12 protein-coding genes are annotated in these 13787 nt (G+C 58.2%); 5 read left to right on the top strand and 7 right to left on the bottom strand.

What is annotated here, in order from left to right; all coding sequences use genetic code 11:
• Positions 1-142: 142 nt before the first annotated feature.
• From CWI75_RS13255 to CWI75_RS13245, 3 genes are all read left to right on the top strand, one after another.
• Positions 143-1396: a cyclic di-GMP phosphodiesterase gene (locus CWI75_RS13255; protein ID WP_101521980.1), complete on the top strand. Its 1254-nt coding sequence runs from the start codon at positions 143-145 to the stop codon at positions 1394-1396.
• A 310-nt stretch (positions 1397-1706) separates the two neighbouring features.
• Positions 1707-4055, top strand: a complete 2349-nt coding sequence (locus CWI75_RS13250; protein ID WP_162300082.1) for a putative bifunctional diguanylate cyclase/phosphodiesterase — start codon at positions 1707-1709, stop codon at positions 4053-4055.
• A gap of 103 nt (positions 4056-4158) precedes the next feature.
• Entirely contained in the window at positions 4159-5985 is a 1827-nt protein-coding gene (locus CWI75_RS13245) for a DEAD/DEAH box helicase (protein WP_101521978.1), read from the top strand.
• Positions 5986-6009: 24 nt separating this feature from the next.
• Here the strand turns inward: CWI75_RS13245 and CWI75_RS13240 are convergent, their stop codons facing one another.
• Genes CWI75_RS13240 through CWI75_RS13215 form a run of 6 tightly spaced genes read right to left on the bottom strand, consistent with a single transcriptional unit; the run spans position 6010 to position 10823 of the window.
• Positions 6010-6810 (bottom strand): sulfite exporter TauE/SafE family protein, encoded by an 801-nt coding sequence (locus CWI75_RS13240; RefSeq protein WP_101521977.1) that lies wholly within the window; start codon positions 6808-6810, stop codon positions 6010-6012.
• On the bottom strand, positions 6807-7730 hold the full coding sequence (locus tag CWI75_RS13235; RefSeq protein WP_101521976.1) for a heme-dependent oxidative N-demethylase family protein: 924 nt from the start codon (positions 7728-7730) through the stop codon (positions 6807-6809). The genes CWI75_RS13240 and CWI75_RS13235 overlap by 4 nt, the downstream gene beginning before the upstream one ends.
• A 9-nt stretch (positions 7731-7739) precedes the next feature.
• The gene (locus CWI75_RS13230; RefSeq protein ID WP_101521975.1) at positions 7740-8495 is read right to left on the bottom strand and encodes an SIMPL domain-containing protein; all 756 of its coding nucleotides are present in this window, start codon (positions 8493-8495) and stop codon (positions 7740-7742) included.
• A 46-nt stretch (positions 8496-8541) separates the two neighbouring features.
• Complete coding sequence (locus CWI75_RS13225; RefSeq protein ID WP_101521974.1) at positions 8542-9876, bottom strand: ATP-binding protein; 1335 nt, start codon at positions 9874-9876, stop codon at positions 8542-8544.
• Positions 9873-10556, bottom strand: a complete 684-nt coding sequence (locus CWI75_RS13220) for a response regulator transcription factor (RefSeq protein ID WP_101521973.1) — start codon at positions 10554-10556, stop codon at positions 9873-9875. Before CWI75_RS13220 ends, CWI75_RS13225 begins: the two co-directional genes overlap by 4 nt.
• Positions 10557-10559: 3 nt before the next feature.
• Positions 10560-10823 carry a hypothetical protein gene (locus tag CWI75_RS13215; protein ID WP_101521972.1) on the bottom strand — a complete coding sequence of 88 codons (264 nt, stop codon included), beginning with the start codon at positions 10821-10823 and terminating at the stop codon, positions 10560-10562.
• Between the two features lie 239 nt (positions 10824-11062).
• Here CWI75_RS13215 and CWI75_RS13210 point away from each other — a divergent pair, with 239 nt between their 5' ends.
• Together CWI75_RS13210 and CWI75_RS13205 are read left to right on the top strand one after the other, a co-directional pair.
• The gene (locus tag CWI75_RS13210) at positions 11063-11482 is read left to right on the top strand and encodes a hypothetical protein (RefSeq protein ID WP_101521971.1); all 420 of its coding nucleotides are present in this window, start codon (positions 11063-11065) and stop codon (positions 11480-11482) included.
• Between the two features lie 75 nt (positions 11483-11557).
• Entirely contained in the window at positions 11558-12862 is a 1305-nt protein-coding gene (locus tag CWI75_RS13205) for an amidohydrolase (RefSeq protein ID WP_101521970.1), read from the top strand.
• Between the two features lie 27 nt (positions 12863-12889).
• Here the strand turns inward: CWI75_RS13205 and CWI75_RS13200 are convergent, their stop codons facing one another.
• Positions 12890-13753, bottom strand: coding sequence for an LLM class F420-dependent oxidoreductase (locus tag CWI75_RS13200; protein WP_101521969.1), 864 nt, complete (start codon positions 13751-13753; stop codon positions 12890-12892).
• Between the last annotated feature and the right edge of the window lie 34 nt (positions 13754-13787).

Here is a 13787-nt window from a genome sequence, read left to right as displayed (position 1 = left end):
CGAAAAATGGCACAAGATCACCCTGAACTGTGAATGAACCCGCATATTTCTGTACTTTTCTCAAAAAAACACATCACAGGCGGTGCTTCCAGCGCTAAGCTGTGGTTTGGAAGGCAACCAGCGCTCGAGGCGTGGAGTCGAGATGCTTGAGACACTTAAAATATCAACCAATGACCTGCGTGTGGGCATGTTTGTCAGTGCACTGGATCGCTCATGGCTGGAAACGCCCTTCATCATCCAGGGTTTCCGTATCGAGAGCAGGACCCAAATTGACAAGCTGCGAGAATACTGCAATTACGTGTTCGTGGACACGGTGCAAAGCAGGCAACCGGCCGAAAGTTTCAAAGTTAACGCCGGCGGCAAGCAAAAGCGGATGCCCCTGGAGCATATTTTTTACGACCGTAACCTTGAGCAATATGGCGATAAAAGCAATTTTGTCGACGAAAAACCCCGCGCGGAAGCTGCGCTGGAAGCACTGGTGGGCGACGTCTGCGATATCTTTGAGCAGGTGGGAAACGGCGGTAAAATCGATGTCATTCAGCTGAAGAAATCGGTCGAGCCACTGATCGGCAGCATCAGTCGCAATCCCGATGCCTGCCTGTGGATATCGCGCCTGAAACAACACGACGAATATAGCTATCAGCATGCGCTCAGCTCTGCAATCTGGGCTGTGTCCCTGGGTCGTGAACTGGGCTTCTCCCGCCAGGATCTGCGCTCCCTGGCGATGGGTGGCATGCTCATGGACGTGGGCAAATTACAGATCGATTCAGGCCTTTTAAAAGCCGAGCGACAGCTGACCAACAGCGAATCGGCCCAGATGCAGGACCATGTAAACCACGGCCTGACCATTCTTCAGGACAGCGGCATTATCAACCACGACGTCACCAGCATGGTGGCCTATCATCACGAGAGGTATGACGGTAGCGGCTATCCATTTGGCATGAAGGGCGATGAGATCCCGCCGGTTGCGCGAATCGCAGCCATCGTTGATACCTATGGCGCGATCACCAGTAACCGGGGCTACGCCGCGGCAATCTCGCCATCCAATGCGATTCGTGTACTTTATGAAGCGCGTAACACTGATTTTCAGGCGGAACTGGTAGAGGCATTTATCCGTGCCATCGGGGTATACCCCGCTGGAACGCTGGTAGAGCTGTCGTCCGGTGAAGTGGCTGTGGTAATCGCAGAATACAGAACCCGCCGACTGCGTCCCAAGGTCCTGGTGCTGCTGGACAAGAACAAGCAGCAACTGCCAAAAGCGACTCTGCTCGATCTCCAGGACGTGTGCCTGGCCGGCAAACAGGAGGCGATCAATATCGCACGAAGCCTCGAGCCTGGCGCCTATGGTATTGATTTGGCCTGCCTCGAACTCGAAAACGCCCGTATTAGCGCATGACGGCGTCCATACGATATGCCAACCCGGCTCATTAACAGCCACAGGAAGCAAATCCTTTGCGCGGTTGCCCATTGCCGTAGGCAGGGTAAATAACGTACCTTTGCTACCCGAGAGCATCAGGTCATGGCATGGATAGAACAAGACAGGAAGGTTTCGGGTTTCTCAGGGCTTTTAGCGTTGGGTATCTGCCCTGTCCGCTGATTTTCCGGGCCTCCAGAGACTCAAGCCCCCGGAATTTCATCAGATCTGCGCGCCGCTTGCCTCCGGAACAGCCCTCTGCGACTGAATTCCATCAATGGAGCCTCGCAGCATGAGCGTCGCTCGTCGCATCGTTCTGGTATTTTTCCTGGTCGCGCTGGTTGGCAGCACGCTAGCGCTCAGTGGTCTGGCGATTCGCGAATACCGCGACCAGCGGATATCACTACTGGACAGCGTGGTAGCAGACATTGAAGGCCATACCCAGCTGGCGGCTGACATTCATCTGCGCGACCGCCCGCAGGTAGACGCCGCACTCACTCGCTTTCTCGGGCTATCACCTGCCCTCAGTTTTATCCGCGTGCATAGCGCAGACGGCGGCTTGCTCGCCCAGCGTGAGCGCCATGCAGGCACCGCAGACGAAGCGCCGACCTTTGCCACCGTGCGCGGTGCGGATACGTCCGCCGTCGACACCAACTTCAGTTCCCATTCCACCGGTACCGCTCCCGCCACCAGCGCACTCCTGGCAACCCTGACAGGGGGCGAGCGAATCCTCAACCTATCAGTGCCTGTGTTCTCGATGATCAACCCCACCGGGAAGAACCTGGTCCGGGAGGATTTCGGGCGTGCGCTGGTACGGCCTGCAAGCAGTCGCTATATCGTTGGCTATGTCCACGCGGGAATCAGCAATAGCCAACTCCTGCTGCAAGTGCTGCTTGTACTTGCCACCATGGCCGGGATCGCGCTGGCACTGATAGTTATATCAACTTTCTTCATCAACCTGTACACACAGCGACTCACCGCCCCACTGTCGGCACTTGCGCGAATGGCGGATGAGGTCGCCGCCGGTAACCTGAAGAAATCCATCACCATTGACGGCTCTGGCGAAGTGAAGGAGATAGCCGGCGTACTCAATGCAATCATTGGAGGGCTGAACACGTATAAAACACGGATAGGCGTAGACCATCAGTTGCTCAGCATGAAAGTCGAGGAACGCACCGCCCAATTGTCGCAACGCAATCAAGAGCTTGACCTTGCGGTAACACAGGTAACCGAGACCAAGGACCGATTGCGAAAAATGGCTTACTTTGACAGCCTTACGTCGCTGCCCAACCGGCGCCTGTTCACCGAACAACTCGATTTACTGTTGCGTCTCGCCAAACGCAACAAACAGATTCTGGCGTTGATGTTCCTGGACCTTGATAACTTTAAACGAATCAATGATTCGCTTGGACACAGCGCGGGCGACGCACTGCTCAAGGAAGTCGCACATCGCCTGGCCAGCTGCGTGCGAGAAAGCGATGTGGTCGCTCATTACGCGGACCCGGAATCGCGAATTGACGTGTCCCGGCTAGGGGGCGATGAATTCACCGTGGTGCTGAACCAGATAGAGAATGTTGATGCTGTCACCATAGTCGCGCAACGTTTGCTGACATCATTGTTGAAGCCGATGGAAATTGACGGCCATGAACTGGTCGTTACGCCCAGCATCGGCATTGCGGTAGCGCCAAACGATGCCACTGATATGGAAGGCCTGCTAAAGGCCGCGGATACGGCCATGTACCACGCCAAGGCGGCCGGCAAAAATACCTTCCTGTTCTACAACAGTGATATGGACAGTACCGGGGTGGATCGCCTGCAGCTGGAAACCGACCTGCGCAGGGCGCTTGAGCGGAACGAATTACTGTTCCACTACCAACCCCAGGTGGATACCCGTACCGGAACCATAATAGGTATAGAGGCGTTGCTACGCTGGCAGCATCCGGAAAAGGGCATGATCCCGCCCTTTAAATTTATTCCGGTCGCGGAGGAACTGGGCCTGATCAGTGAACTGGGCACATGGGGCCTGCGTGAAGCCTGTCGACAGATGGTGGAATTTCGCAAGGAGGGACTGTCACTGGACAAAGTGGCTGTCAACGTATCCGCGCTGCAGTTCACTACGCAGTTTTGTGCAACGGTAAAGAACATTCTCGAAGAGACCGGGTTGCCCGCTTCGGCTCTTGAGCTCGAGTTGACCGAGAGCATAATGATGGAAGACAGCCACTCCACGGTAAGAGCACTGCAGGAACTCAAGGCAATGGGGCTGCGCCTGTCGATCGACGATTTTGGCACCGGTTACTCGTCGCTGAGCTATCTCAGCCGCTTTCCACTGGATGAACTCAAAATCGACCGCAGTTTTGTGATCGACTTCGACAAGAGCGATAACGATGCCAGCCTGGTGGTTGCGATTATTGCCATGGGGCGCTCCATGAAGCTGGAGCTGGTGGCAGAAGGCGTTGAAACGCATGAGCAGTTTCACTTCCTGACGGAACACGGAGCCGAGGTAATACAGGGCTACCTGTTCAGCAAGCCGGTGACTGCCGATGAGTTACGTCCGCTGCTGGTTCCGGGATACTTCCTTGAGCAGATTCACGCGATCCGCGCCGACACTTACGCAACATCGGCCGGCTCCCTGGCAAGCTGAAAACGGTAGCAAAGCGGTATATTCACCCACACCGCTATTTGTACAGTGCGCGGAAGCCTGTATACTATGCCCCCATTTCCCGCATCACCCCCCAAGGTACCCCATGACCGCCGAGTCTCCTGACGCGACCAGTTTCGCGGATCTTAACCTGCCTGATTTCCTTCTTCGCGCACTTGCGGAAGTCGGTTACGAAACCCCTTCAGCCATCCAGGCACGCACAATACCGCCCCTACTGGCAGGCAGGGACCTGGTAGGACAGGCGCAAACCGGCACCGGTAAAACTGCCGCCTTTGCCCTGCCTTTGCTCGCCAAACTGAATCCGGCCACCAGGCTACCGCAGGTCATGGTGCTGACACCTACCAGGGAGCTCGCCATCCAGGTGGCGGAAGCATTCCAGAAATATGCCAGCCACCTGCCCGGATTCCACGTGGTTCCCATCTACGGCGGCTCCGACTACCGGGGCCAGCTGCGCCAGATTGAACGGGGTGTACATGTCATTGTGGGAACCCCCGGGCGCGTGATGGACCATATGCGACGCGGATCACTGGATCTGTCAAAGCTGCAGACACTGGTTCTGGATGAAGCCGACGAAATGCTGCGTATGGGCTTCATCGACGACGTTGACTGGATTCTGGAGAAAACCCCCAAAACACGCCAGACAGCCCTCTTTTCAGCGACCATGCCACAGGCAATACGCCGCATCGCCCAGCAACATCTGACCGATCCCCAGGAAGTGATGATCCAGGTCAAATCCATGGCCAATGAGTCCATTATCCAGCGCGTGTGGATGATGGCCGGCCTGCACAAGCTGGACGCCCTGACCCGTATTCTGGAAATGGAAGACTTTGATGCCGTCATCATTTTTGTCCGCACCCGCATCGCCACCGCAGAACTGGCGGAAAAGCTTGCGGCGCGAGGCTACTCTGCCGCACCGCTGAACGGTGACATTCCCCAACAACAGCGCGAAAAAACCGTTGACCGGCTCAAAAAGGGGCAACTGGATATCCTGGTCGCCACCGATGTCGCGGCGCGCGGTCTCGACGTAGAGCGCATCAGCCATGTAATCAACTACGACATTCCGCACGATATCGAGTCGTATGTGCACCGTATTGGCCGTACCGGTCGTGCCGGGCGCACTGGCCAGGCCATACTGTTTGCCGCCAATCGCGAACGCAGGTTGTTGCGGGCTATCGAAAAGGCCACCGGTAATGTCATAAAACCGATGGAACTGCCCACTCCCCAGGAAGTAAGCAACCGTCGCAGCGACCGCTTCAAGCAACAGATCACCTCGACTCTGGATACCCGCGACCTGGACAATGGTCGGCGCCTTGTCACCGAGTACCAGCAGGAATATGGCGTTCCCATTGTAGATATCGCCGCTGCCCTGGTAATTCTGGCTCAGAGCGACACTCGCAGCCCAGCTGTTGCCGGCAGCCCGACTGAGCGCAGCCCGACTGCCTCCACAAAAACTGCAAAAACCCAGTCAGCACCCGCGAAACGCGAGCGCGAAGAAAAACCACGTCGCGAGCGCCCGGCAAGCGAAGCCTCCGGCGCCAGGCCTGGCCCATCCACCCAGCGTGATACCGAACCCGGCAAGGGTATGGAGCGTTACCGGATTGAGGTGGGACACCAGCATGGCGTCAAGCCCGGCAATATCGTCGGTGCCATTGCCAATGAGGCTGACATCGATAGCGAGCACATTGGCCGCATCATCATTCATGATGACTACAGCACCGTGGATCTGCCGGAGGGCATGCCCGCCGAGATCTTCAGCCACCTGCGCTCGGTCTGGGTGAGCGGCCAGCGCCTCAATATCGCGCGGTTTGACGGCAAGCAACTGCCGGGAACCCTGTTCCCCAAGCCCGCCGGGGCACAAAAGAAGCCCGGCAAGCCAAAACCCAAAAAGCCGAAGCCACAAAATCCGGAGTAAACAGCCAGCAGCCTGGGCCCCTGGCTAGGTCGTAAGCACTTGAAAGAGCATGCGACCCAGCCCCGCAAGACTGACCGCGAGCAAGCCGACGCCCAGGATCCGGAAGAAGAACCCGGTATCCGCACGCAGGGTGTAATCGTGAAAGCGCAGCCCCATGACGTGACCGATTGCGGCGCAGGGCAATAGCCAGATGTGGTGCTGCCACTGCAGGTCAATCCCCGTCCAGGCAAAGGCGGTCAGTTTTATCGCGACCAGGACGAACCAGAGCACAAACAGTGTGTCACGCAATTCGTGGCGAGCCACGCGACTGGCCGCTACCGGCACAATTAGCGGCGCGGCGATCAGGGAGGTGCCGCTGACATAACCGCCAAGCATCATGAAAAAGGCATCCAGGCTACGACTGTTACTTTTGAACGGTCGCTGCAGGATATAGGTCATGGCATACACAGCCACCACCACGAAAATAAAGCTGCTTATCACTGTTGCCGGTAATGTAATCACCCCCGCCACACCGATCAATTTAGGGATCAGCATGAGTGCCAGCGCATAGCGCAGGAATCGCCAGTTTACCGTTGTCTGCACTACCGTAGCAGGCTGATTCTGGCTACGGCGCGCACGAAAATGTGCCTGGGCAATGGTGAGGCCCGAGAACACGAGCAGGTGTACCGAAATAATCGGCAGGTATACCAGGGGTGCGTTGTGTACCATCAACAGGAACGGCAAGGTGAGTACCGCACCGCCAAACCCCAGTCCGGAACGCACAAAACCGCCCCACACGAACAGCAGCGCAATAACCAGATATTGCCACAGGCTCAGGTCCGTCACTGTTGAAAAGCTTCGCTATCGACTCTGCCGGCCCGCTCCCGCCAGGGTTGCAGTAGCCGTTCCATGCCGTCAAAACCCTTGTACTCGTAGATCGCCCGCGGGCAGTTATCAATTGCCGCCAACAGCTGCGTCAGCGCACCCGGCACCGCAAGCAGGTCGCCCAATGGATGCAGGTACACACGAATGGTAAAAACAATGGCACCAGTTACAGGCAAGCGTCGCAAGGACTGTCTCTCAACGCGGTAACAAAGCCCGGGCTCTCCTGTCACTGCCGGATCCTGTTCACCCGGGCGCTGGCATAGTGCGGTATCGGGTTGCAGGCTCCAGTTAAATCGCGTCACCGGGCTACCCACACGCAAGTGAGCAAAAAACCGCGTCACTTTTGGCTCCAGTTCCCTGCTAAAACCGGGAATAGCCTGATGAATAGCAGTTAACGTCTGGCCGAACTTTTCCTCCAGGCGCCAGTGACTGGGGCTACACAGGCTGGCCGCCGTGAGCACGTAGTTGTCGTCTTGCGGCTCCATGATCACCAGGTCATCTGCAATCCACAGCGAGCTCCTCCAGAGATTGGCAGAGGTGTCCAGCGGCACTATAAAGTTACCGCTAATGCACTCCAGTTGATCATGGTACTGGCGGTAGTGCTCACTGTGGTCGTTCAGTAAATGCGCCGCCAGCAGACCTGCAAGTTCGCGCTGCGCGGCCATTGAGTCGGGCAGTGCCTGATAAACGTTGTCGCCCAGACGTTCTCGCTGGCGAAGCTTATGTAAATGATATTCACCGGAGGCGACATCCGGCTCTATCCAACGTGCGCCGGAGAGCGGCGCCAGCCCCATAGTCAACACATCGGGATGGCGCATATGAGGCAGGTAACGCAAAGGCAACCGTAGATGAGGATGTGTCAGGGGGTTTTCAGTGGCCATCGGTTCAGCTCATTGTTCGATGGCCAGAACCATGTTCACCTGCACGCGATAGGTGTTTTCACCGCCCGCCACCGGCACTGCCGTATCGGCAACCGACCTCATCATCTCGGCCCGCGCCATGGGCATGGGACGCGGCTGCAATGACTGCTCGGAAATCTCCAGAATCTTCCCCAGTTTCACTCCGGCCGCTGCCGTCAGGGTTTCGGCCCGGTTTATTGCATCGGTCACCGCCTCGGTACGCGCCTGCGCAAGTGCTGCGGTTGGGTCGTCATTACCGAACTGGATATTGCCGCCCTCATTCACTCCCAGCGCCACGGACCGGTCGAGAATGGCACCCACCCTGTCGATATTCCGTACCCGCACGGACAGGGTGTTACTCACCCTGTAACCTACGATTTGCGGCGGTTCCTGTTCCCCGGAAGGTTTGCGGGGAGAGTGGTGATAACGCGGCTGGATGGAGAATTGGGCGGTTTGCAGATCCCGCTCGGCAATACCCTCCTCGCGCATGGCCCGCAATACTTCCTGCATGGCTGTCGAGTTGGCGGACAGCGCCTCGCTCGCGGTATCCGCCTCCCGAGTCACCGTCAATTCGAGTAACGCCAGATCCGGCGCCAGGCTCGCGGTACCCTCCCCCATCACCCGGACCTGCGGATACGGTGTATTTACGTCAGTGGCCTGAGCCATCGCGGCACCCGTGCACAGCGCCAGTAAGAACAGCAAGCCCGCCTGTGGCCATAGTTTTGTCAGAACGTGTATCAGCTTCATAACGTGTGCTCCCTTATGGGTCTTGTAGCGATTGTAGTGGTTGCTGTCATCCTGGTTGTGCAAACTGCACACGGATCAGCGCACCACCGAGTTCACTGCTGTCTATGCTCAAACGACCTTGGTAACTGGCCGCAATATCTGCCGCCACTGACAGCCCCAACCCATGTCCCCCACCGCGACTGTCGGCGCGGAAACCGCGCTCCAGGATAGCGGCCCGCAATGCCGGCGCAACCCCCGGGCCATTATCTTCAATGGTGATAGTAAGGTCGCCGGCGCCTTCGGCTCTGATTCGAACATGATTGCCACCATACTTGCAGGCATTGTCCATCAGGTTGCCCATAATCTCCAACAGGTCACGCTCGTCACCGCGGAAGTGGCAGCCCGATTCAACCTGTAGCTCAATAACGGGGGCCTGCAGGGAGTAGACCTTGGCCAGGCTATCGCGTAAACGTTGCGCTACCGGAGCCACTGGCACCCGCTGCAGCAAACGGTGACTGCCACTGGCAGTGCGCTGTAATTGCCAGGCTACAATCTGTTCCATGCGATCGGTCTGTTCACCAACCAGCGCGGGGTAATCGGCCTGATCGGGGTTGGCGCTGCGTATTACCGCCAGGGGCGTTTTAAGGCTATGGGCGAGGTCGGCCATGGTGTTACGTACCCGCTCCCGACGTTGCTCCTCACCCTTGAGCAAGGTATTGAGATTCCCGGTAAGGTCCCGGACCTCGCGGGGATAAACCCGCTCCAGAGAAGTGGACGCACCGGATTCAATGCGACCGATATCGGCAGCCAGTTCGCGCAACGGGCGCAAACCCCAGACCAGAATGGCCACCTGGCAACCCAACAGCAACAGTCCGGAGCCCCCAAGCCACAACAACAGGCGACGTCGATATTGCGACACCTCGGCCTCGATGGGCGCTGTGGTTTCAAGCACAGTAAAACGCAGCGGCACTTCGGCACCGCGGTCGGTTTGCCATAGTACCTGTAAAGACGCCCGCTGCAGATCCTGAAAGCGGGATATATCCTGGCCGCCGGATGCCAGTGGTGGAATCCCCGCCAGTACTGCTGCGGGATCAAGCTGCAGGGCTGAGGGCGATACCCACTGCGGCGCACCTGTAGCATCGGTCACAAACGCGTAGATGCCCGAATTGACCTGCGCGAGCCGGCCTTCAATGAGCCTCTGTGGCAACTCCAGTGCATCTTCAAATTCGGCCTGTGCCAACAATGCACGCAACTGTAATTGCAGGCGCTCTGCCTGCGCGGCTTCAATACTCAGACGATGGCTGCGCTCCAGATAGGCCCCGGTTGTCCCCAGGAATAAGGGCAATAACAGGGCGCTGGCCAGCAGCAGCCGCGCGGCGAGGGAGTTTAGCCGGGGTCTCATCCGCCTACCGGCTGCAACACAAAACGATAGCCGGCACCGCGTACTGTCACAATCGGCTGCAGGTTCCCCTCCGGATCCAGTTTGCGGCGCAGGCGTCCGACAAAGACCTCAAGTACATTGCTGTCGCGGTCGTGATCCTGATCATAAAGGTGCTCGGTAAGCTCGCTCTTGGAGACAATCATGCCCGCCCGGTGGGCGAGATAGGCCAATGTATTGTATTCATAACTGGTTAATTCCACAGGGACGCCGTGGCGGCTCACGCTTCGGGCACTAAAGTCGATACCGATAACACCATAATCAATCTGCGCTGTACTGCGACCGGATACTCGCCGCACCAGGGCATCTACCCGGGCCGCGACTTCCTCCAGATAGAAAGGCTTGGTGACATAGTCATCGGCACCGGCTTCCAGGCCCCGGACCTTGTCCTGCCAGTCTGCTCGCGCCGTGAGAATCAGCACCGGAAAGTCACAGCCGCTTTCTCGCCAGGCCGTTATGAGCGCAATTCCGGAGATATCCGGCAAACCGAGATCGACCACTGCCAGGTCACACGGATATTGCTCAACAAGGTAACGGGCGTCGGCACCGGTACCCGCTTCCGCCACGACCCAACCCTGATCCTGGAAGTGCTGCACCAGCTGTTTGCGCAGCTGCATATCGTCCTCAACAACCAGCATGCGCATGGCTTAATCCCTGACCGTCACAGTGATGACCCGACCCGATTCCAGCAACAGGCGAACCCGCCAGGCGGCTCCTTGCGGCGTCACACTCAGCACTTCACCACCGTATCGAGCCTGGGCACGGGCCGCGGCCTCTGCTGCGGACAAACGAGGCTGTTGTTGCGTGGAAGAGTCCCGCTGTGCCCATACCTCCATAGCTCCAGGGCCCGCGATACTGCCGGCGAGCAATAACAGCGTAACAACCCGGGTGGCCAGAGACAGAGTCCGCATGATGCTCCTTTGCTATTGGTTCGTTGCTACTAATCGGGCAGAAAACAGATGCGCATATTAGCGATGATACCGCTATCACTGGTCGCTCCGCGACAGTTGGGTAACACAGGATACAGCGCTATTACTGAACGGGCGCTGAATCAGGGCAGACAGAGAGCATGATTCTGTTCAGCGTGCGTTCAGGCAATGCACCGTAACCTGTAATTGATCGACCGTCATTCAAATGCAGGAGCGTTGTAATGTTTAAATCACTGATAACTGCACTTTTTGCCCTGGTACTGGCTACAGGCGCCGGCACCGCCCTGGCCGATAATAAGCACTGGCGTGTCAAGCACGACAAACACGCCGGCAAACATTACCAGCAGTCACGCCACAAGGGCTTCCAGTCGGGTTCACACTATCGTGACAGGCTACATAGGGAAAATCGCCGTCACCGTCAGCGCGACAACCCCGCTGCCTACCTGGGGGCAATACTGATAGGGTCGGCAATCTCCCACAGCCTCTTCCACGAGCACAACGGCGCCGCCTGCTATGATCGACACGACCGGCGGGACCGCCGAGACCGCTGGGGTAGACATGACCGGCATGACCGATATGACCGGCATGACCGGCATGACCGATATGACCGATATGACCGATATGACCGGTATAATCGTTAGGGGTGGCCGGCAGTGCTCGTGCTAGTCCTGGGCGAGCAAGGGCGCTACACTCGGAAAACTGACAGGAGAGACACTATGCGCCCTACCCAATGGCTGCTCGTACCAGCCCTCGCCGTTTTCTGCACAGCGCCCATCCATGCCGCCGACAGGCCCGACCTTGAAGCGGCATTGCACGCCATAGAACCCAAGGTCATAGACTGGCGTCGTGACCTGCACGCCAACCCGGAATTATCCAACCGCGAATTCCGTACAGCCGACAAGGTCGCTGCCCACTTGCGCAGCCTCGAATTTGATGAAGTGATTACCGGTGTTGCCCACACCGGCGTTGTAGGCACCCTCAAAGGCGGCAAACCGGGTCCGGTTATTGCCCTGCGCGCCGACATGGATGCGCTGCCGGTACTGGAGCAGACCGGGCTTCCCTTTGCCTCGAAGGCCCGTGGCGAATACCTGGGTAAGGACGTGCCGGTAATGCATGCCTGTGGACACGACACCCACGTTGCCATGTTGATGGGAGCGGCAGAAGTACTGGCACAAAACCGGGAGCACCTGGCGGGCACGGTAAAATTTATTTTTCAGCCCGCTGAAGAGGGCCCACCCGGGGATGAGGAAGGCGGCGCCTCGATGATGATCAAGGAAGGCGTCCTGGCCGGACCGGATGCACCCGAGGCCATCATCGGCCTGCATGTCTGGCCCGATGACAGCGGTTCCCTGGTGTACCGCAGCGGCAGCTTCATGGCGGCCTCGGACAGTCTGGATATTACCGTCACCGGTCGCCAGACCCACGGTTCCTCACCCTGGCTGGGAGTGGACCCGATTTATGTCGCCGGCCAGATTCTGAGCGCGCTCCAGGGTATTCCGGGGCGCCATGTAGACATTACCCGCGGCCCTGCGGTTATCACCATCGGCAGCATCCAGGGCGGTATACGGGGCAACATTATCCCTGAGGAAGTCAAGATGGCGGGTACTATCCGCACCTTTGACATGGGTGAACGGGACCGTCTGCACGAACGCCTGCGCGCTACCGTAACCGGCATTGCCGAAGCCAATGGCGCCAGCGCCTCGGTTACCCTGGGTGGCGGTACACCGGTAACCGGTAATGACCCGCAACTGCTGCGGGAAATGATGCCCACCCTGGTGCGAGCTGCCGGCGAGGGACGCGTCGTTGAGGGAAACCTGATTACCGGCGCTGAGGATTTCTCTTACTATCAGCAGGAAATACCCGGCCTGTTCCTCATGCTGGGTGTCGGCGATCCGGACGTACCCCGGGCGCAGCGCCCCTCCAATCACTCACCGCTGTTTGATGCGGACGAGGATGCATTGATCGTGGGGGTGCGCACACTGGTGGGCTTCGCCCTGGACTACCCGGCTCGCGCCCGGTAAGCCCGGGCGAGCTCATGCCCGTACCAGTCAGCTGTTTATTTGCGGGATCAGGGCGGCAAACCGGTCGATCAGTGGCATGATTTTCTCCGGCTGATCCCACATATCCACCGCCACCCCTATCACCACGCGCTCGACGCCCATATCGCGGTAGTGGCGCAGGGTATCCAGGTCCGGCGTGACCAGGGTCTGCAGTGTTATCGGCACCTGCTGCGGGTCGCGGCCATTGCCGGCAACCTGTTGCCGGAATGCGGTAATGGCTTCGCCGACATCCCCCATCGCCACATCCACCGGCATCCAGCCGTCTGCCCATTGCGCCGCGTGTTTCACACCCAGCGGTCCCATCGCCCCGAAGATAACCGGCGGACCGCCCAGCTGAGCGGGCTTGGGATTACACCAGACCGGGTCGAAATCAATATAGTCACCGTGAAAACCGGCTTCATCGTCCCGCCATAGCGCGCGGGTAGCGGCCACCGTCTCGCGCATCACGCCGTAACGCTTGTGCCAGGGTTGCTGCGTGGTATTGGCAAACTCCTCTTCATTCCAGCCAACACCGGTACCGATCATCAACCGACCGCCGCTCAGTCTATCCAGGCTGGCGATGGTTTTCGCCTGGGAAAACAGCTCACGTTCCATCAACAGGGCAATGCCGGTGCCCAGTTTCAGGGTGGAAGTAACCGATGCAGCCGCCATCAGGGTGATATAGGGATCGCCCATTAACTTGTAGGCTTCGGGCAATTCATCGCCCCCGGGATAGGGCGTCTTGCGCGACACCGGAATGTGGCTGTGCTCCCCGGTCCAGAGTGACTCGAAGCCGCGTTCTTCCAGTGATCGCGCCAGATCACGGGGATCCGGATCAAACGGCGTGTTCATGAAGCTGAAACCGATATGCATGATAATTAACCTCTATTTTTATTCATCGAAACCG

Origin of the sequence: Kineobactrum sediminis (assembly GCF_002868715.1) — a bacterium.
GTDB classification, from domain to species: domain Bacteria; phylum Pseudomonadota; class Gammaproteobacteria; order Pseudomonadales; family Halieaceae; genus Kineobactrum; species Kineobactrum sediminis.
Note: the sequence above shows the minus strand (reverse complement) of the source record. Positions and strands in the feature narration are given on the sequence as shown.

Coding starts and splice junctions, on each gene's coding strand:
- CWI75_RS13235 (WP_101521976.1), bottom strand. CDS start 7,730: ATGGCCACTGAAAACCCCCTGACACATCCTCATCTACGGTTGCCTTTG.
- CWI75_RS13200 (WP_101521969.1), bottom strand. CDS start 13,753: ATGCATATCGGTTTCAGCTTCATGAACACGCCGTTTGATCCGGATCCC.
- CWI75_RS13225 (WP_101521974.1), bottom strand. CDS start 9,876: ATGAGACCCCGGCTAAACTCCCTCGCCGCGCGGCTGCTGCTGGCCAGC.
- CWI75_RS13245 (WP_101521978.1), top strand. CDS start 4,159: ATGACCGCCGAGTCTCCTGACGCGACCAGTTTCGCGGATCTTAACCTG.
- CWI75_RS13250 (WP_162300082.1), top strand. CDS start 1,707: ATGAGCGTCGCTCGTCGCATCGTTCTGGTATTTTTCCTGGTCGCGCTG.
- CWI75_RS13255 (WP_101521980.1), top strand. CDS start 143: ATGCTTGAGACACTTAAAATATCAACCAATGACCTGCGTGTGGGCATG.
- CWI75_RS13210 (WP_101521971.1), top strand. CDS start 11,063: ATGTTTAAATCACTGATAACTGCACTTTTTGCCCTGGTACTGGCTACA.
- CWI75_RS13220 (WP_101521973.1), bottom strand. CDS start 10,556: ATGCGCATGCTGGTTGTTGAGGACGATATGCAGCTGCGCAAACAGCTG.
- CWI75_RS13205 (WP_101521970.1), top strand. CDS start 11,558: ATGCGCCCTACCCAATGGCTGCTCGTACCAGCCCTCGCCGTTTTCTGC.
- CWI75_RS13215 (WP_101521972.1), bottom strand. CDS start 10,823: ATGCGGACTCTGTCTCTGGCCACCCGGGTTGTTACGCTGTTATTGCTC.
- CWI75_RS13230 (WP_101521975.1), bottom strand. CDS start 8,495: ATGAAGCTGATACACGTTCTGACAAAACTATGGCCACAGGCGGGCTTG.